The sequence below is a fragment of the Streptomyces sp. NPDC006552 genome (assembly GCF_040611655.1).
Lineage (GTDB): Bacteria > Actinomycetota > Actinomycetes > Streptomycetales > Streptomycetaceae > Streptomyces.
In genome coordinates, this window is record NZ_JBEXOS010000043.1 from 12,597 (window position 1) to 31,834 (window position 19,238).

Annotated in this window: 13 protein-coding genes; 3 read left to right on the plus strand and 10 right to left on the minus strand. The window is 73.2% G+C overall.

The window, feature by feature from the left end; translation table 11 throughout:
* Window positions 1–6 precede the first annotated feature (6 nt).
* The 6 genes from ABZY33_RS23495 to ABZY33_RS23520 form a co-directional block, all read right to left on the minus strand.
* Window positions 7–7,764 carry an amino acid adenylation domain-containing protein gene (locus ABZY33_RS23495; protein WP_356493599.1) on the minus strand — a complete coding sequence of 2,586 codons (7,758 nt, stop codon included), beginning with the start codon at window positions 7,762–7,764 and terminating at the stop codon, window positions 7–9.
* Between the two features lie 39 nt (window positions 7,765–7,803).
* A complete protein-coding gene (locus ABZY33_RS23500; RefSeq protein ID WP_356493600.1) occupies window positions 7,804–8,991 on the minus strand; it encodes an NAD(P)/FAD-dependent oxidoreductase in 1,188 nt (395 codons plus the stop codon).
* Between the two features lie 131 nt (window positions 8,992–9,122).
* Window positions 9,123–9,317, minus strand: a complete 195-nt coding sequence (locus ABZY33_RS23505; protein ID WP_356493601.1) for a phosphopantetheine-binding protein — start codon at window positions 9,315–9,317, stop codon at window positions 9,123–9,125.
* Window positions 9,318–9,324: 7 nt separating this feature from the next.
* On the minus strand, window positions 9,325–10,956 hold the full coding sequence (locus tag ABZY33_RS23510) for an amino acid adenylation domain-containing protein (protein WP_356493602.1): 1,632 nt from the start codon (window positions 10,954–10,956) through the stop codon (window positions 9,325–9,327).
* Window positions 10,957–10,989: 33 nt separating this feature from the next.
* A complete protein-coding gene (locus ABZY33_RS23515; protein ID WP_356493603.1) occupies window positions 10,990–11,706 on the minus strand; it encodes an LmbU family transcriptional regulator in 717 nt (238 codons plus the stop codon).
* Window positions 11,707–11,844: 138 nt separating this feature from the next.
* A complete protein-coding gene (locus ABZY33_RS23520; protein ID WP_356493604.1) occupies window positions 11,845–12,060 on the minus strand; it encodes an MbtH family protein in 216 nt (71 codons plus the stop codon).
* A 463-nt stretch (window positions 12,061–12,523) separates the two neighbouring features.
* Between ABZY33_RS23520 and ABZY33_RS23525 the strand changes: the two genes are divergently transcribed.
* A complete protein-coding gene (locus tag ABZY33_RS23525) occupies window positions 12,524–13,270 on the plus strand; it encodes a thioesterase domain-containing protein (protein WP_356493605.1) in 747 nt (248 codons plus the stop codon).
* Between the two features lie 85 nt (window positions 13,271–13,355).
* Window positions 13,356–14,114, plus strand: coding sequence for an LmbU family transcriptional regulator (locus tag ABZY33_RS23530; protein ID WP_356493606.1), 759 nt, complete (start codon window positions 13,356–13,358; stop codon window positions 14,112–14,114).
* Between the two features lie 39 nt (window positions 14,115–14,153).
* On the opposite strand, the gene ABZY33_RS23535 is transcribed toward ABZY33_RS23530, so the two are convergent.
* Complete coding sequence (locus ABZY33_RS23535) at window positions 14,154–14,798, minus strand: FMN-binding negative transcriptional regulator (RefSeq protein ID WP_356493607.1); 645 nt, start codon at window positions 14,796–14,798, stop codon at window positions 14,154–14,156.
* 259 nt (window positions 14,799–15,057) lie between these two features.
* Between ABZY33_RS23535 and ABZY33_RS23540 the strand changes: the two genes are divergently transcribed.
* Entirely contained in the window at window positions 15,058–16,410 is a 1,353-nt protein-coding gene (locus ABZY33_RS23540; protein WP_356493608.1) for a lysine N(6)-hydroxylase/L-ornithine N(5)-oxygenase family protein, read from the plus strand.
* 16 nt (window positions 16,411–16,426) lie between these two features.
* On the opposite strand, the gene ABZY33_RS23545 is transcribed toward ABZY33_RS23540, so the two are convergent.
* Genes ABZY33_RS23545 through ABZY33_RS23555 form a run of 3 tightly spaced genes read right to left on the minus strand, consistent with a single transcriptional unit; the run spans window position 16,427 to window position 19,101 of the window.
* Window positions 16,427–17,002: a transcriptional regulator gene (locus ABZY33_RS23545; RefSeq protein ID WP_356493609.1), complete on the minus strand. Its 576-nt coding sequence runs from the start codon at window positions 17,000–17,002 to the stop codon at window positions 16,427–16,429.
* Entirely contained in the window at window positions 17,003–18,859 is a 1,857-nt protein-coding gene (locus tag ABZY33_RS23550; protein WP_356493610.1) for a helix-turn-helix domain-containing protein, read from the minus strand. It abuts the gene before it with no gap.
* A complete protein-coding gene (locus tag ABZY33_RS23555; RefSeq protein WP_356493611.1) occupies window positions 18,856–19,101 on the minus strand; it encodes a hypothetical protein in 246 nt (81 codons plus the stop codon). The genes ABZY33_RS23550 and ABZY33_RS23555 overlap by 4 nt, the downstream gene beginning before the upstream one ends.
* Between the last annotated feature and the right edge of the window lie 137 nt (window positions 19,102–19,238).

A 19,238-nucleotide genomic window follows, 5' to 3' on the forward strand; every position in this document is an offset into this window, starting at 1 on the left:
GCACTCCTACACGTTCATCGGGCGCAGCTGGGGGCGGTTCGACGTGGCCGACTTCGCGATCCGGGCCGCCAGCTGGGCGACGGTCGGGCTGCGGAAGACCGTGGTGACCTTCACGTCGACGTCGAGCTCGGTGCGGATACGGCCGATCAGCCGGGTGGCCAGCAGGGAGTGTCCGCCGTGGTCGAAGAAGTCGGTGTCGATGCCGACCTCCGCCACGCCGAGCAGTTCGGCGAAGAGCCGGCACAGGACTTCCTCGCGGTGGTCGCGCGGGCCCCGGCCGGCCGCGGCCCCGGCGTGGTCGGGCGCGGGCAGCGCGCCGCGGTCGAGCTTCCCGCTGGGGGTCAGCGGCAGCGCGGCGAGCGGCACGACCGCGGAGGGCACCATGTACTCCGGCAGCCGCTCCCTGACCAGGTCCGTCAGGGCGGCCGGGTCGAGTCCGGCCGGGTCCGCCGCGCTGTCGTCCGGCACCACGTACGCGACCAGCCGCTGGTCGCCGGGGCGGTCCTCGCGCACCATCGCGACCGCGGAGCCGACCCGCGGGTGCGCGGTCAGGGCCGCCTCGATCTCGCCCAGCTCGATGCGGAAGCCGCGGACCTTCACCTGGAAGTCGGTCCGGCCGAGGTACTCGACCTGGCCGTCCCGGTCGAACCTGACCAGGTCCCCGGTGCGGTACATCCGCGCGCCGGGCGGGCCGAACGGGCAGGCCACGAACCGGTTCGCGGTCAGCGCGAGCTGCCCGAGGTAGCCGCGGGCGAGCCCGGCGCCGGCCAGGTACAGCTCGCCCGCGACCCCGGGCGCGACGGGCCGCAGCGCCGCGTCCAGCACGTAGACCTGGGTGTTCCACACGGGGGTGCCGATCGGCACCCGGTCGGCTCCCGGCACGTGCTGCCATCCCGTCACCTCCACCGACGCCTCGGTGGGCCCGTACAGGTTGTGCACGGCGCAGCCGGGCAGCAGCTCGGCGGCCTTGTTGGCCAGCGAGGCCGGGAACGCCTCGCCCGCGACCTCGATCCAGCGCAGGCTGTCGCACTCCTTCGCCGCGGGTTCGCCGACGAACGCCTCCAGCAGGGAGGGCACGAAGTCCGCGCCGGTCACCCGCTCCCGCCGGATCAGGCCGGCGAGGTAGGCGGGGTCGCGGCGGCCGTCCGGGCGGGCGATGACGACGGCGGCGCCCACCTGGAGGGGGGCGAAGAGTTCGGGCACCGACACGTCGAAGCTCGCGGTCGTGCTCAGCAGCACCCGGTCCCGCGGCCCGACGTCGAAGTGCGCCAGGCCCCATTGCAGCCGGTTCATGATCGACCGGTGGGTCACCTGTACGCCCTTGGGGCCGCCGGTGGAGCCGGAGGTGTAGATGACGTACGCGGCGTTGTCCGGCGCCGGTCCGTGCTCCGGGTCGGTCACCGGGTAGCCGGACACGTCGGGCAGGGCGGCGTCGAGCACCAGCAGGGGCCGCGCCCCGTCCAGTACGCGGCGCACCCGGTCCTCGGGGAGTTCCGGATCGATCGGCAGATAGGCGGCGCCCGCCTTGACCACCGCGTAGACGGCCACCATCAGGTCGACGGAGCGCGGGACGCGGACGGCGACGAGTTGCTCGGGGCCCGCCCCCTGGGCGGTCAGCCAGTGCGCGAGCCGGTTGGCCCGGCGGTTGAACTCCCCGTAGGTCAGCGTCTCCCCCTCGCCGATGAGCGCGATCCGGTCGGGGTCCCGCGCGACCTGGGCCTCGAACGCGCCGGGCAGGGTCTGGGCCGCCACCGGGTGGGCGGTGTCGTTGACCTGGCGCACCAGCCGGTCCCGCTCGTCGGCCGAGAGCACGTCGACGGCGCCGACGGGCCGTGCCGGGTCCGTCCGGATCTCGTCGAGGACGCGGACCAGCCGGGCGGCGATCTCCTCGGCCGCGGCGCGCTCGTAGAGGTTGCGCTGGTAGTCGAGGGAGAGCCGCAGGTAGGGGTCGGAGGAGTTGAGGGTGAGGGGGTAGTGCGAGCCGGCGAACGGCCGGATCGCGTCGATGGTGAACCCGGCCGAGGCGTTCGCCTCGACGATGCCCTCGCGGTCGATCGGGTAGTTCTCGAACACGACGATCGAGTCGAACAGGGCCGGCAGGCCGACGCCGCGCTGGATGTCGGCGAGGCCGTAGTAGTGGTGGTCGAGCAGTGCGATCTGGCGGTCCTGGAGGTCGGTGATGACGGAGCCGAGGCTCTGCTCCGGCCGGCAGGAGACCCTGGTCGGCAGGGTGTTGATGAAGAGGCCGACCATGTCGTTCGAGCCGGGCAGGTCCGCGGGGCGGCCGTTGACGGCGGCGCCGAACACCACGTCCTGCTGCCCGGTCAGCTTGCCGAGGAGGATCGCCCAGGCGCCCTGAAGCAGGGTGTTCAGGGTGACGCCGAGCTCCGCGGCGCGCCGGGCCAGTTCGCGTCCCTGGTCGATGGAGAGCGGTACCTCCACCCGGCCGAGGGAGGTGGCCTCGCCCTGGCTGGGACGGTCCGCGGCCACCAGGGTCGGCTGGTCGAACCCGGCCAGCTCTTCGGCCCAGCGGGCGGCCGTCGCCTCCCGGTCCTGGGCGGAGAGCCAGGCCAGGTAGGCGCCGTAGCTGTGGACCGGGGGGAGCTCGCCGGTTCCCGCGTACAGCCGGATCAGGTCCGTGATCACCACGGGTGAGGACCAGCCGTCGAAGAGGGTGTGGTGCGCCGTGATGATCAGTTTCGCCCGGTCCGGCCCGCAGGTGAGCAGCGCCAGGCGCAGCAACGGCGGCCGGGCGGGGTCGAGCTGGTCGGCCCGGTCGTCGGCGAGGGCCCGGTCGAGCGCCGCGCTCTGCTCGGCGTCGCCGCGGCCGGTCAGGTCGAGGTGGCGCCAGGGCAGGTCGACGTGGTCCGCGACGACCTGGACGGGGTCGCCGTCGGCCGTGCTGAGGAACGCCGAGCGCAGGTTCGGGTACCGCTCCAGGAGTGCCTGGCCGGCCGCCCGCATGCGGGCCGGGTCGACCCGGCCGGACAGGTGCAGCACGAACTGCATGTGGTAGACGTCGAAGGAGCCGTCGGCGAGCGCGGCCTGGAACTGGATGCCGGACTGCCCGGGGGCCTGCGGCCACACCTCGGCGAGCGGGCCGTAGCGCTCCTCCCAGCCCTCGATCTCGTCCTGGCGCACCGGCACCAGCGGGGCGTCCGACGGGGTGAGGCCGCCGGCGTCGGGGCGGGAGGCGTGCGCGGCCATGCCGTGCAGCACCTCTACCCACAACGCGGCCAGTTCGGCGGTCCGCTCGCGGGTGAGCACCCCGGTGGCGAACATGAAGGCCACTTGGAGCCGGGTGCCGTCCTCGGTGTCCAGGGCGACCGAGTTGACCTCCAGGGCGGAGAGCGCGGGCAGGTCCGGGTCGGGCTGCGGGACCAGTTCGGCGGACCAGGGGGCCGGTGTCCAGCCCTGTTCCCGCAGATGCTGGGGCACGTCGGCGCCGGAGATCCGGCCGAGGTAGTTGAACCCGATCTGCGGCGCCGGGTACCCGGCGAGCTGGTCGGCGGTCTCCGGGTTGAGGTGGCGCAGCAGGCCGTAGCCCAGGCCCTTGTCCGGGACGCCGCGCAGCTGCTCCTTGACCAGCTTGACGGCCCGGCCCGCCGCGGGGCCGCCCGCGACCACGCCGGCCGGGTCCACGCCCCGCACGTCGACGCGGGCCGGGTACATGCTGGTGAACCAGCCGACGGTCCGGGAGAGGTCGGCGCCGGGGACCACGTCCTCCTCGCGGCCGTGTCCCTCCAGGCGGACCAGGACGGAGCGGTCCGTACCGCGCCACCGGTTCAGCGCCAGGGCGAGGGCGGCGAGCAGGACGTCGGTCCCGGTGGCCCGGAACGCCGCGGGCAGGGTGGTCAGCACCGCCTCGGTGACCTCGGCGGGCAGCTCCACCCGGACGGTGTCGACGGTGGACATCACGTCCACCGCGGGGTCGAACCGGCGGCTGCCCAGCAGGGGGTCGGGTGCCTCCAGCAGGTCACGCCAGTACGCCAGTTCCGCTTCCCGGCCGGGGCTGAGGGCCTCGCTCTCCAGGGCGGCCGCCCAGCGGCGGGCCGAGGTGCCGACCGCCGGCAGGTCGGGGGCCCGGCCCGCGCGGATCTGCTGCCAGGCCTCGGCCAGGTCCGACATCAGGATGCGCCAGGAGACGCCGTCGACCACGAGGTGGTGCAGGACGACGAGGAGGCGGCCCGCGTCCGGTGCGGCGAACCAGACGAAGGCGGCGACGGTCCCGGCCGCCGGGTCGAGCCGGCCGGCCGCCGCGTCCAGCTCGGCGCGGGCCGCCGCGAGGGCGGCCGGGTCGTCCCACCGGCCGTCGCAGGGGACCCGGTGGATCAGGTCGGCCGCGCGTACGCTGCCCCGCGGCCGGGCGACGAGGGAGGGTTCGTCGCCGCGGACCAGGTGGGCGCGGAGCAGGTCGTGCCGGTCGAGGACGGCGTCGAGGGTCGCGGCCAGCCCGTCGGCGTCGATGCCGGCGGGCAGCTCCAGCACGAGCGACATGGCGAACCGGTCGGTCCCGCCGCCGCCCGCGAAGATCTGCCGGGCCACCGGCTGGAGCGGCATCGGGCCGACGCCGCCGTCCGCGTCCTCGGCGAGTTCGGGTGCCAGGTCCCGGCGGGCGGCGGCCACCTCGGCGAGCCGGGCCGCCGTGCGGCACTCGAAGATCTCGCGGGTGCTGAGCCGCAGACCGCGGGCGCGGGCCCGCGCCACCACCTGGATGGAGCGCAGGCTGTCGCCGCCGACGGCGAAGAAGTCGTCGTCGACGCCGACCCGCTCCACGCCGAGCACGTCGGCGTAGGCCGCGGTGACGATCTTCTCGGCCTCGGTGCGCGGCTCCCGGTAGACCTCGCCCAGGAACTCCGGTTCGGGCAGCGCCGCGCGGTCCAGCTTTCCGGTCGGTCCCAGCGGCAGCCGGCCGAGGGCCACGAACGCCGACGGCACCATGTAGTCGGGCAGCCGGGCCGCGACGAACTTGCGCAGTTCGGCGGCGGATGCCCCGGACTGCACGTCCACGTCGCCGATGCCGCCGGCGCCGTCGTCCCCGACGGCCCCCTCTCCGGTGTGCACCACGTACGCGACGAGCCGCCGCCCGCCCGACGGCACCTCCCGGCTGACCACGACGGCCTCGCTGATCCCGGGGTGCTGCGTGATCGCCGCTTCGACCTCGGCGGTCTCGATGCGGAAGCCGCGCACCTTGACCTGGCCGTCGCCGCGGCCGACGCACTCCAGCGAGCCGGCGGCGTTCCAGCGGGCCAGATCGCCGGTGCGGTACATCCGCTCGCCGGCGGGGCCGTAGGGGTCGGCCACGTAGCGCTCGGCGGTCAGTCCCGGCCGGCCGTGGTAGCCGCGGCCCAGGCAGCCGCCGGCCACGTACAGCTCGCCGATCACACCCGGGGGCACCGGGGCGAGTCCGGGGCCGAGGACGTAGGCGCGCATGGTGTCCAGCGGTGTGCCGATGGGGACGACGTCGCTGTCGCCCCACTCCTCGGACGGGTCGAGCGTGAACGTGGTGGCGTAGAAACTCTCGCTCTGCCCATAGGAGTTGACGATGCGTACGCCGGGCAGGGCCGCGCGCACCTGGCGCACCAGGCGGGCCGGGAGCACGTCGCCCGCGAACACGACGGTGCGGACGTCGCCGGTGTCCTCCAGGTGGCCGAGGAGTTCCCCGAAGACCGAGGGGACCGCGCTGATGACCTGGCCGGCCGGGGCGGACCGCTCGGCGAGGGCGAGCACGTCGGGCAGTACCTCGGCGGTGCCGCCGGTGGACAGGGTGGTCAGCAGCTCGAAGACGGAGACGTCGAAGTTGACGGAGGTGCCGGCCGGCATCCGCCAGCCGGGCGGCACGCCGAGGACGCGTACCAGTTCCCGCACGCCGTCGACGACGTTGCGGTGGGTGATCTCCGCGCCCTTGGGCCGGCCCGTGGAGCCGGAGGTGAACATCACGTACGCCAGCTGGTCCGCGCGCGGCGGCGCGGCCCGGCGCGGCTTCCCGTCGGGCGCGGCCCACCGGGCGCGGTGGTCGAGGTCGACGACGGTCATGTCGTGGGGCGGCAGCTGCCCGGCGGTCGCGGTGTCGGTGACCACGAAGCGGGGGCGGGCGTCGGCCAGCACGCTCTCGGCCCGTCCGCCGAGGTGGCGCGGGTCCATCGGGACGTAGGCGGCGCCCGACTTGAGGATGCCGAGCAGGCCGGCGACCAGCTCCTCGGTGCGCGGCAGGGCGAGGACGACCAGGTCCTCGGGTCCGGCGCCGAGGCGGACCAGCTCCGCGGCGACGGCGTCGGCCCGCTCGTCGAGCTCCCGGTAGGTCAGCGTCCGGTCCTCGCACACGACGGCGTCGGCCTGCGGGGTCCGGGCCGCCTGCGCCTCGAACAGCTCGGGGATCGTCGGCCCGCCCGGCGCGGTGGCGCGGTCCACCTCGGACGGGGCGAGCAGCCGGTCGCGTTCGGCCGGGTCGAGCACGTCGACGGCGCTGACGGCGCGGTCCGGGGCGGCGACGAGCCGGCCGAGCACGCGCACGAACCGCCGGGCGAGCCCTGCGACCGTCCGCGGGTCGAACAGGTCGGTGGCGTACTCCAGGCGGACGTCCGCGCCGCCCGCGCCGTCCGGGATCATGTTGAAGAACAGGTCGAACTTGGCGGTGCCGGTCTCCAGCGGCTCGGTCTCGACCTCCAGGCCCGCGAACTCCAGTTCGCCCAGGGGCTCCTGCCAGGCGAGCATCACCTGGAAGAACGGGTGGTAGGCGGTGGAGCGGTCCGGGTTGAGCAGCTCCACCAGCCGCTCGAAGGGCATGTCCTGGTTGTCGTACGCGGCGAGCGAGCGCTCCCGCACCCGCCGGAGCAGGGCGCGGAAGTCCGGGTTCCCGGAGAGGTCGACGCGCAGCACCCAGGTGTTGACGAAGAACCCGACGAGGTCGCGCAGCTCCTCGTCGGTGCGGCCCGCGATCGGCGCGCCGATCGGCACGTCGTCGCCGCAGCCGAGGTGGTGCAGGAGCACCGCGAGCGCGGCGTGCATGACCATCGACACCGTGGTGTCCTGCTCGGCGGCGAGCTTCTCCACGGCGCCGAGCAGCTCGGGGCCGACCCGGAACGTGTGCAGGTCGCCGCGGCTGCTCATCGCCCGGGGGCGCGGCCGGTCCGTCGGCAGGGCCAGCGGCTGCGCCAGATCGGCCAGCGCCTCGCGCCAGTACGCCAGTTGACCGGCGGCGAGGCTTTCGGGGTCGGACTCGTCGCCGAGCATGTCCTGCTGCCACAGCGTGTAGTCGGCGTACTGCACGGCGAGCGGCTCCCACGCGGGGGCCCGGTCCTCCTTGCGCGCCGCGTACGCGGTGGTGAGGTCGCGCAGCAGCGGGCCGAGGGACTCGCCGTCCAGGGCGATGTGGTGCACCACCAGGACGAGGGTGTGCTCGCGCGCCGCGGTGCGCACCAGCGCGGCCCGGACCGGCACGTCGGCGGCGAGGTCGAAGGTCTGGGTGGCCAGCTCCGCGACGGCCGCCGCGCGCGCCTGCGGTGCGACGGCGTGGACCGGCAGGGTGACGGCGGACCGGTCGCGGGCCAGCACGTCCTGGTACGGGATTCCGTCGTCGCCCTCGACGATCACCGTGCGCAGGACCTCGTGCCGGTCGACGACGTCGCGCAGCGCCGACTCCAGCGCGGCCACGTCCAGCTCACCGGTCAGCCGCAGGGCGAAAGCGCCGTTGTAGGTCGGCGAGGGGCCTTCGAACCGGTCCACGAACCACAGCCGGCGCTGCGCGAACGACAACGGGATCATTGAGTCTCCAATATCGGCGAACCAGGGAGCAGGTGGTCCTCAGCTCTGGTCGAGCAGGGTCAGGAGTTCTTCGTTGTAGAAGTCGTCGATGGAGCAGGCGCCCGACAACGTCGAGAAGTAGCGGTCGATCTGGTCCTGGTGTCCGACGAGTTTGCGCAGCATGTCGGCGCGCCCCCCGGGCTTGAGCTCGGCCACGTTGAGGGCGCCCTGGTAGTGGTTGAGGGCTTCGTCGCCGAGGTCGTTCTCGTAGCGGCGCAGCGCGCCGCTGAGCGCGGTGTCGTCGTGCAGCCGCTCGCCGATGTGGCCGGTGAGGGACTGGGCCTGGACGAATGCCTCGGTGATGCCGCGGGCGGTGATGGAGTCCTTGTGGTTCACGGCGTCGCCGACCAGCGCCCACCCGGGCCCGTGGGCCTTGCGGAAGTAGTTCTCCTGGTGTCCGGTGCCGTACAGCTGCTCCACGCGTTCCCCCGCCGACATCCGCTCGTAGAGCTCGGGGGCGGTGGTGCGGAAGGCGTCGAGATAGGCGGGTTCCACGTTCTTGCGGACCGAGGCGAACTCGTCCTGCGGGAAGTAGGCCATGAGCAGGGTGAGGTCGTCGTTGGTGGGCAGGACGCCGATCCAGCGCCCGGGGCGTTCGTACAGCTCGAAGTGGGCCGGGACCCCGGCCCAGTAGCTGTAGTAGGTGCAGGTCAGGCGCGGGTGCTCGATGACGTTGGGCGCGCCGGTCTTGCGGGCGACCAACGAGCGCATGCCGTCGGCGCCGACGACCAGGCGGGCCCGGTCCGTCGCCTCGGCGCCGCCGGGGGTGGTGTAGCGCACGCCGACGACCCGGTCGCCCTCGAAGAGCAGGTCGTTGACGGCGCAGGCGTCCCGGAACTCCACGCCGGCCGCCACCGCCCCGTCCGCGAGGATCGGGTCGAGCACGTACCTCCTGGGCGCGTACGTGGTCCGCAGTCCGTCGATCGGCAGGGAGAAGCCGTCGACGCGCACGCCCGGTGCGGCGTAGCTCTGGCGGTCGATCGGCCGGCAGCCGGCCTCGCGGAGCCGGTCGAGCAGCCCCCACCGCTGGAGCAGCGCCACACCCTGCTGGTGGATGTAGTGCGAGGAGAGCGTGTCCTGCGGGAACCGCGCTTTCTCCAGGAGCAGGACGCGATATCCCTGTCGCGCGAAGAGCATGGCCGTCGGCGAACCCGCACAACGGGCACCTATGACAATCACGTCGTACATGGCGCCTCTCTTACCGAATAGTTTGTGACACGCCGCGGCCACGGCCACAAAAGGCCGGAAGGAATGGGTACGCGTGCGGCGCGGCAGAGCGAAGATCCGCTGCCGGGCAGGAATGCGAAGGTGTCCGGATGCTAGTCGGTCCGGACCGCCGCGTGGGGTGTCCCGCCGGCGGGACGGGATTCGAGGTACGCGGCGATGGACGCCACCGTCGGATTGCGGAACATCTGGTCCATGGGCACCTCGGCGCCCAGCTCGTCCAGGAAAGCGCCCTGAATTCTGAACATGATCAACGATTGGCCGCCCAGGGCGAAGAAGTCGTCGTCCATCGCTATGTCATCGCGGTCGAGTTCCCGGCACCAGATGGCGTGCACGCGCTCCGAAATCATCACAGTCCTCTCTTGGGGCGCAGGCGTCGGCCAGCGCCGCGCGGTCGACTTTTCCGTGCGGGCTCAGGGGAATACGCGCGATGTGCCGGAAACGGGCCGGCACCATGTTCCGCGGCAGCGTCTCGAGCAGCCGGGCCCGCACGTCGTGCTCGGTGAGCCTCTCGTCCGCTCCGTCCGCCGGTACGAGGAACGCGGTCAGTTCGGCCTCGCCGGCCGCGGTGTACGTGACCACGACGGCGGCTTCCCTGACCCCGGTCAGCCGGCCGAGCGCGCGCTCGATGTCGGTGGGGTCGATGCGCATGCCCCGCACCTTCACCTGCGCGTCCAGCCGTCCCAGGACGAGGAGTTCGCCGTCCGCGCCGATCCGGCCGCGGTCGCCGGTGCGGTACAGCCTGCGCGGCACGCCGTCGACCTCGACCGTGGTGAACTTCGCGTTCTCGGGGCCGGTGCCGCCCAGGTATCCGGCGCCGACGCCGGCCCCGGAGATGCAGATCTCACCGTCCTCGCCCGCCGCGACGCCGCGCATCCGCGCGTCGAGGAGGTGGATGTCGGTGTTGTAGGCGGGCCGGCCGACGGGCACGACGTCCTGTACGTCCGGACGGTACGCGGCGAGGTCGTACGACGTCGCGACGTCGGTGCACTCGGCGACGCCGTACTGGTGCAGCAGGGTGCAGGTGTTGCCGGGGCGCCGGGCCCAGCCGGTGAGCCGCTCGGGCTTGAGCGGCTCGCCGCCGAACAGCACGTAGTCGAGGCGGGTGAGGGCGTCGCCGCCGCGCGCGGTCTCCCAGTCCACCAGCAGGTAGAGCGTGCTGGAGGCGCAGTGCACGACCCGGATGCCGTCCTCGCGCAGCGCGCGGTACGCCATCATCGCGTCGAAGTTCCGGCTCGCCAGCAGGTTCTGCGTGGCGCCGCAGAACAGCGGGGTCATCAGCGCGCGCTGGGAGAGGTCGAAGCCGAACGCGCTGACCACGAGGTGGTGCGAGCCGCGGTGCAGGCCGTACTCCAGTTGCAGCCAGTGCATGAGGTTGTACCAGCCCGCGTGCCGTACGGCGGTCAGCTTCGGGGTGCCGGTGGAGCCGGAGGTGAAGACCGCGTAGCACACGTCGTCCCCGGTGACGGCCGTGCCGGGGGCGGTCGCGGGCAGCTCCGCCAGGTGCCCGGCGAGCTGGTCCAGGTCGACGACCTCGACGGCCGCCGACTCGACCATGCCGGCCGTCGCCGGCGAGGCCACGATCAGGGCGAGGCCGGGCACGTGGGTGAGGAGCAGCCGCAGCCTCGCGGCCGGGTAGGCCGGGTCGAACGGCACATAGGCGGCGCCGGCCTTCAGCGTGCCGAGGATGGCGACGAGCATCTCGGCCGAGTAGTCGAGACAGACGCCGATCTTCGCGCCCCGGCCGTGCCCGCGGGCGACGAGGAAGTGCGCGAACCGGTTGGCCGCCGCGTCCAGTTGCGCGTACGTCATCTGTGCGCCGGCCCGCCGCACGGCGACGGCGTCGGGGGTGGCCGCCGCGTGCGCCTCGAACTTCCGGTGCACGACGGGCTGCGGTGGCAGGGGGACGCGCTTTCCCTGAAGGATCATCGACTGACTCCTGCGCTTGGGGGCGGTCCGCGCTCAGGCGGTGCGCCGCTCGGAGGTCTCGAGCACCTGGGTGACCCACTTGTCGACGGGCAGACCGTGCGCGGCGGCGGCTTTCGAGTAGTACTCCAGCTGGCCGGCGGAGAGCTCGATGGTGAGCGTGGTGACCTTCTGGCGGCGCTTGTCGGCGGCCGCCGCGTCGGCAAGCCGGGGCACCTCCTGCTCGGCGCCGGCGGGGAGTTCGGCTGCGGCGTCGTTCTGCGCTGCCACGCTCGCGCGCACCGCCCTGCGCAGTTCGTTGCGCGACCACTTCTGCTGCTCGGCCTTGCGCAGCCAGTAGTCCTGCTCCGGCGGCGCGAGCCGGGTCACCTCGGCGTGGTGGGCGAAGCTGAGGGCGTCGCGCCTGCGGTGGTGCTCGAACCGCCGGGCCACCCACGCGTAGTTGCGCAGGGTCTGGTAGTCGAGGCCGGTGCGCTCGATCGCCTCCTTGTACCGCCGCCAGCCGTAGGTGGCCTCCCCGTAGATCAGCCAGTCGGCGAGCCACCATGCCGAGGAGTTCACCAGCTCGCGCAGGTCGGTCCCGATCCGCTCCCAGGAGCGCTCGGAGAGGTTCTGCGGGAAGGTCATCCCCGACGTGCCCACGGTGGCCTGCGACCCCACGAAGGGCAGCACCGTCTCCCGCCGTGCGGGCTCGTCGCCGCTCTCCCCCGGCCTCGCCTTGTATCTGCTCGCGGTTCTCACAGCGCCCGTCACAGCCTTCATCTCCCCACTCAGAGTGTCTTTTTGGGCGTACACCGATTCACTCGACGGAGCCCCCGTGCGGCCCGCGACGCTCGGCTTGCGCGGCCCGCGACGGCCGGGATTCACGGACGTCGCGGGACCGCTGCGGGGTCAGTCCGCCGCCATGGCCTCCCGCAGGCTGCGGGGCCGCAGGTCGGTCCAGTTCCGCTCGACGTACTCCAGGCACTCGGCCCTGGCCGCGTCGCCGAAGACGACGCGCCAGCCGGCGGGCACCTCGGCGAAAACCGGCCAGAGGGAGTGCTGCTCCTCGTCGTTGACCACAACGTGGAAGCGGCCGTCCTCGTCATCGAAGGGGTTCGTGCTCAACTGGCACCGTCCTTAACCGTCATGGAGTGACCCGGGATGGGATAACGCCAGGCCAGGTGCGTCGAAGCACCGGGCGGGGGCCGGGCCGGTGGCGTCCGGCCGGCGGGACAGCCGGCTGTCCGGTCGACGGGACACCCGGGGTGCCCGGCCGGACAGGGCGACCGGCGGTGCGGTGGCGGCCCCTTGGCGTTGCCCCGTCACCGTAAGGAACCGGCCGTCGGCGCTACAAGGGCGGCAGGCCCGCCGGCGGCCCGGTCGCCCGCCCGGCCGGGTGCCGGGCCGGGATGGCCTGTACCGGGCCGCCTTCCTGTGCCACGATGCCGCCCCAGGGCTGCCCGGGGCCGGATCCAGGCCCCTTCCTCCCGCCGCGGCGGTCGAGGGAGCGCCCGCTGCCGTCCCCCGCGCCCGCCGGCCGGACCCCGCTCCGCGGCCCGACGAGGCGCGGCCCGATCCGAGGAGTGCGATGGACGCCGACCGTCCTGCCTTGCGCCTGTTCGTCCTGCACCACGCGGGCGGCTCGCATCTGCTGTACCGCAACTGGCCGGCCGGGTTGCCGCACACCTGGGACGTGCGGCTGCTCGACGCCCCGGGCCACGGCCTCTACCTCGACCTGCCGCAGATCACCGACGCGGGCCGGCTCGCCGATGTCCTGCTGGACGGCATCGAGCCCGAACTGACCTGCCCCTACGCCCTGTTCGGGCACAGCATGGGCGCTCTGCTGACGTACGAGATCACTCGGCGGGCCGTCGACCGGGGGTTGCCGCCGCCGGTGTGGGCGGGGCTCTCCGCCCGGTCCGCGCCGCAGTCGGCCGGTCCGGGGCGCAGCTATCACGAGCTGCCCGACGCCGAGCTGCGCACGCGGCTGAGACTGCTCGGCGGCACGCCCGACGAGGTCTTCGACGACCCCGGTCTGTGGGACCTGTTCGAGCCGATCATCCGGGCCGACCTGCGCCTGGTCGAGACGTGGCGCCCGGCCCCCGCCACCCGTCCGCTGCCGGTGGCCCTCTCGGCGTTCGCGGGCGCCGCGGACCGCTCCGCCTCGCCGCGCCGGATGGCCGGCTGGGCGGCGCACACCGAGCACTTCCTGGGCCTTCGGGTGCTCGACGGCGGCCACTTCTACTTCCAGGACGACCCCGCGCCGCTGCTCGGGCTGATCGAACGCGACGCGACCGCGGCGCTCCACGCGGCGGGCGCGGCGCCCGCCTTCTGAAGCGAACGTCGTGCGGCCTTCGAGTGCCGCTCCAGCCCGCCTGGCCACACTTCTCGCCAGTTATGTGCACCCTTCCCATGGAGGCATGATGGCGCGTCAGGCCGGTCGAACCGCGGGGTCGCAGGGCGGCCCGCCACCCACCGCCACCTTGCAGTCCCCGGCGCCGCAGCGGTCCGCGACGACGGCCCTGCCGCGCCGCGGCCAGGTGCTGACGACCAAGGTGGGCCTGCAGATGCCGGCCGGAGCGGCCTACGACGAGTGGGAGCAGGCCGGCCGTCAGCTCGCCGACGTCCTCGACTCGTCCTCGTGGTGGCTGGGCGACTGGCTCGTCTACGGCAAGGACCACTACAGCGACCGGTACCAGCGCGGCATCCGCGCCGCCGGTCTCTCGTACCAGACGCTGCGCAACTACGCGTGGGTCGCGCGGCGCTTCGAGCTCTCCCGGCGCCGGCCGGCCCTGAGTTTCCAGCACCACGCCGAGCTGGCCTCGCTGCCCACCGGGGAGCAGGACCGCTGGCTGGACCAGGCCGAGCACCGGCGGTGGAGCACCAAGCAGTTGCGCGGCGCCATCCGCGCGGCGCGCCAGGGCGGGCAGCGGCCCCGGGCCGGCGGCGACGAGCCGAGCGGCGGTCTTCAGTTCCCGTGCAGCCGCCTCCAGTGGTGGCACAAGGCGGCCGAACAGCTGGGCGTCGACTTCGAGCAGTGGGTGACGGTCACGCTGGACAGCGCGGCCGCGAGCGCCCTGAAGGAGCGTGACAAGCGCGACAAGGGGGAGGAGCACCAGGAGAGCGCCTGGTCCGAGGCGCTCACCGAGCGGACCCGTCCGGTGGCCATCAGCGCCTGACGCGGCTGTGCCGGGACGCGGCCGCCATCGCGGCGCCCGTCACGGCAGGCGGCTCATCAGCCCGGCCGTCTCGCGCTTGTACGTGCACGCGCTCTGCCCGAACGACTCCCGTACCCGCTCGCGCACCTCGCCCGGCTGCTCCTGGCTGAGCTTGAACATGCCCTCGGCCCCGGTCACCGTGAACCGGAAGGCGCCCACGGCGGGCACGATCTTGCGGAAGTAGTCGAGCGATCCGGTCATGTCCCAGCCGTTGCCGAACTCGCCCTCGAAGGCGCGCACGGTGGAGCGCACCACGTCCAGCGTCTCCTCGGTCGAGTCGATTTTCTCCACCACGCCGCGGACATGCACCGAGGTGAAGTTCCAGGTCGGGGCGGCCGGCGTCTTCTCGTACACGGTGGGTGACACATAGGTGTGCGGCCCGGTGAACGTCAGCAGCAGGACGCCGCCCGTCTCCAGCGCCGCCCAGTGCGGATTGGCCCGGTTCAGATGCCCGAGCAGCGTCGTCCCCGTCAGTTCGCCGGACCCGGCACCGTTCGCCTCCGGGTCGAAGATGACCGGCAGATGCGTGGCGTAGGGGCCCTCCTCGGGGCGGCCGTTGCTCACGGCCAGCGCGAGTGGATTACCACGGATCAGGTCCACCATCCACGAATTGTCCGGTTCACGGTAGAAGCTGGGCACGAACATACGGATTCACCCCTCGGGAATTCCGGCGCAGGGCAGGGGCGACGCACGGCGTGGCCTCTGGCGAGAATTTGCGCCGACCGTATCGCCGTCCTGTCGACGGGACAACGCTTTCGGCTCCGGCGGAAGTCAAGTGAGCCTCTAACGGCGCTCATGCCGTCCTCGAGTTGCATTTCGGCCAGTCGCCGGGGCAACACTGCACCACGAGACGGTCTCTCGGGTCACCGGCCGAGTTTTCCAGACGCGAACGGGAGAGTTTTCTATGGGCACAACGGGCAGGCGCAGCCAGGAGATCTACGATGTGGTCGGTATCGGGTTCGGCCCGTCCAACCTGTCGCTCGCGATCGCTTTGGAGGAGCACGGGGCGAGCGCTCCGCAGTCTCCGGTCACGTCCCATTTCTTCGAGCGGCAGCCGTCGTTCGGCTGGCACCGGAACATGCTGCTGCCGTCGACGACCATGCAGATCTCGTTCCTCAAGGACCTGGCGACCTTCAGGAATCCCATGTCCCGGTTCAGCTTCATCTCCTTTCTGCACGCCTCGAACCGTCTCGTGCAGTTCGTGAACAACCAGGACTTCTTCCCGACCCGGCAGGAGTTCCACCAGTACCTGGAGTGGGCGGCCGCCGGCCTCGCGGACCGGGTCACCTACGGCGCGGAGGTCACCTCGATCAGGCCCGGCGCCACGGCCGGGGCCGAGGCGCCCGACGTCCTGGAGATCGAGGCACGCGGCGCCGACGGCACCACCCAGGTGGTCACCGCGCGCAACGTGGCGATCTCCACGGGGCTGGTGCCGCGCCTGCCCAAGGGCGTGACGGCCGACGAGCGCGTGTGGCACAGCTCGCAGTTCCTGAGCAGGTTCGGCGCGCACGCGCCGGACGACCTGAAGAGTGTGGCGGTCGTCGGCGCGGGCCAGAGCGCGGCCGAGATCACCCGCTTCCTGCACGACGCGCTGCCGCACGCCCAGGTCTCCGCGATCATCCCGTCCTACGGCTACTCGATCGCCGACGACACCCCCTTCGCCAACCAGGTCTTCGACCCCGGCGCGGTCGACGAGTACTACTTCGGCACCGAGCGCGCCCAGGACGCGTTCTGGCGCTACCACCGCAACACCAACTACTCGGTGGTCGACGCCGACGTCATCCGGGCCCTGTACCAGCGCTCGTACGACGAGCAGGTCCGCGGCGAGCGGCGGCTGCACTTCCGCAACCTCACCCGGGTCGCCGAGGTGGTCCGGGCCGGGAGCGGGACGCGGGTGGTGCTGCGCTCGCTGCTCGACGACCGCACGGAGGACCTCGCTGTCGACGCCCTGGTCTTCGCCACCGGCTACGACGGCCTCGACCCGGCCCGGCTGCTCGGCGACTTCGACCGGCACTTCCAGCGCGACGCGGCGGGCAGGCACCGGGTGGAGCGCGACTACCGCCTCGTCGCCGCCTCGGACCTGAGCTGCGGTGTCTATCTCCAGGGCGGCACCGAGCACAGCCACGGCCTGACGTCGTCGCTGCTGTCGAACATCGCGGTGCGCAGCGGTGAGATCGCGGACTCGATCGTGCTGCGGCGCACCGAGCGGGAGCTGGACCGCGACTGCCCGGCGCAGGTCGCGCCCTCCACCGCCTGAGCGCGGGCCTGGGGGTTCAGGCCGCGAAGCCGATGTTCGTCACGTACTCGTACTCGCCCCACTGCGAGCCGAGGTCGACGACCACGTCGTTGATCCACGCGTCGTCCAGGGCCGTGCCGTCGTCGCGGGACCAGGCGTCGACGATCCGGTCCCAGCGGCGGACGTTGAGCGTGCGGTAGTCGACGGCGCGCTGGAGCGGGCGCGGGACCCGGGACTGGTTGAGCGGGTGGAACTCGACCCGGGTGCCGCGGCCGCGGCGGTTGAGGCGGGCCAGCAGGTGCCGGGAGACGTTGGCGCGGCGGACCGTACGGTAGGCGGTCTCGATGCGGTCCAGGTTCTTCGCCGTCGGGTTGCGCCGGCCCTCCAGCCAGGCCTTCAGGGTGCGGTCGGTGACGGTGAGGCCCGCCCGGCGCGCGGCGGCCTTCGCGTGGTCGGTGCGGGTCAGGTAGTGCAGGCGGGCCAGCAGGCCGCGGCGCTGGGTGACGGGCGTGGCGATGAAGCCGGCGAGCCGGTCGAGCTGGCGGGCGACCGCCTCGTGCCCCTTGATGCCCTGGGCCCCGAACTTCCCGAACTCCTTGGTGCGCTCCGGCACTTACTCGTCCTCCCCGCGCGTCGCCTCGTCGTCGTCCGCGGCGGCGCCGGCGGTGTAGACGTCCTTCACCTTTACCTCGGTGACGCCCCGCCCCTCGGGAAAGACACGGCGCCAGTCGCCGATGAGGTGGAGTTCGTCGGTGCCCATCGCGCGGACGACGGTGAGGCCCTCCTCGTACGCCTTGAGCGCCTTCATCCAGAGGTTGGCGAAGGCCTGGGAGCGGACGAGGTGCATCCAGTCCGGACGGTACAGCTCCCGGTTGTAGTTCGACTCCCCCATCGTCGAGACGAACTTGGAGTACATCGCCTTCACGTACTCCAGGGTGACGTCGTCCTCGTCGGCGAGGGCCGTGTCGCGGGCGTCCTTGAGGGCGATCCGGAACTTCTCCAGCAGGTTCTCGGTCGCGCCCGAGGTGTACGACTCGTGGATCTCGGGCGGGTCGCACAGGCCGTGCCGGGGCCCCGAGACGCGTTGCAGCAGGCGCAGGGTGGGTTCGGTGACCCAGAGCGGGCCCGGCTCGTCGCGCTGTCCGAGCGGGTTGGGCAGGACGTCGTCGTGGGGCCAGGGCGCGGGGGTGATCAGGTGGACGCCGGCGCGGCGGCGGTCGTGGCCGAAGCCGGTGGAGTGTTCCAGCTGGCCGATGGGGAGGTGGGTCTTCAGGGCGGAGAGGTAGGCGCCGTTGATGTCGAGGGCGGTCACCTCGTGCTCGCCGGGCGGCAGGTCGGGCCGGGTCCACTTGGGCCGGGCCTCCCAGATCTGGTCGGCGCCGCGCGAGGTCTGCTTCTTGAGGATGTCCGGCATCCAAGGGTGGGCGATCACGTCGTAGCGGGCGCCCTTGCGGGTCTCGTCGAGGAGCGCCATCGCGTCCGGGATCGCGCGCTTGATGAGCGCCGCGGTCGCCGCCTCCACGTCTCCCTCGTGCGCGGCGAGCGCCGCCTGGACGGCCTGCCCGATGAGATCACCCGGCTCGTTCGACGGCTGGAACGCGCGCCGGGTGGGCGGCTTGGGCTGCGCGGGCCGCTTCACCGCCCGGGGGGTGGCGGGGCTGGCGGGAGCAGCGGCCTTCGTGTCCGGGGCGGCGGGAGCGCCGGGCGTGCGGGGAGCGCTGGGAGCGCGCGGAGTGCTCGGAGTTCCGGAAGCGCTCGGAGTGCTGGGAGCGTCGGGAGCGCTCGGAGTGTGGGGAGTGCTCGGAGTGTGGGGAGTGCTCGGAGTTCCGGAAGCGCTCGGAGTGCCGGGAGCGCCGGGCGTGCTAGGAGCGCCGGAAACGGGCGTGCCGGGCGCGCCGGACGAGCCGGGCGTGCCGGAAGCGCCGGAAGCGCCGGAAGCGCCGGGCGTGCCGGAAGCGCCGGAAGCGCCGGAAGCGCCGGGCGTGTCGGCGGCGCCGGGTGCACGGCCGCACTCCGCCGGGTCGAGGTGCTGGGTGAACCCGGCCACGCGCTGGGCCGCCGGCCGCCCGCACAGGACACAGGGCTCGGGCACGGCCAGACTCTCGACGTCGTCGCCCGCCTGGAAGGCGGCGGCCGCGACGGTTCCGGGCCCGCCGGGGCCAGTCGCACCCGCGGCGGCGGCGCTGTCCGTGGCCGGGTCCTGCGCGGCGGCCTCGTCCTCCTGGGCCACGGCGAGCCTGGTGGCGAGCCCGTCCAGGAAGTACGCGTACTTCTCGCGGACGGTGCCGGCCGGGTCGCGCCCGGTCTCCCAGCCGGTGAGCGTGGTGGGGCTGACGCCCAGCGCACGGGCCACCTGCGCCTTCGAGAGGCGAGCCCGTTCGCGCAGGTCGCGCCGGACGTCGGGGGCGGGGAGCGCCGCCTCGGGGGCGACCGAGTCGAGCAGCGAGTCGATGGCGTCGAAGTCACTCATGAACCGGTCGCCTTCCGCTTGGCCCGCCGGCGCTCCGCCAGGGCCGGGGTGACAGTCTCCTTCACCCGCTGCTCGCCCCAGCCGGTGAGGCGCGCGGCGCGTCCGATCCGGCCGTGCGGCGGGCGGCCCGTCACCGGGTCGCGGGACAGGTAGCCGCGCAGAGCGTCGGCGACCCGCTCCTCGGCGGCCCGCAACGCGGCCACCGCCTCGGCGAGTTCCCGCTCGTCGTCCCTGTCCGTCACGCCCGCATTGTCGAAATTTCTTCGACCGAAGTCAATTCTGGGACGGTCCGCGAATCACGGAGTCGCAGGAGGGCGGACGCCGGACAGCCGTTCCCGCCCCAGTACGGGGGCGGGAACGGCTGTCGGGCGGACGGGAC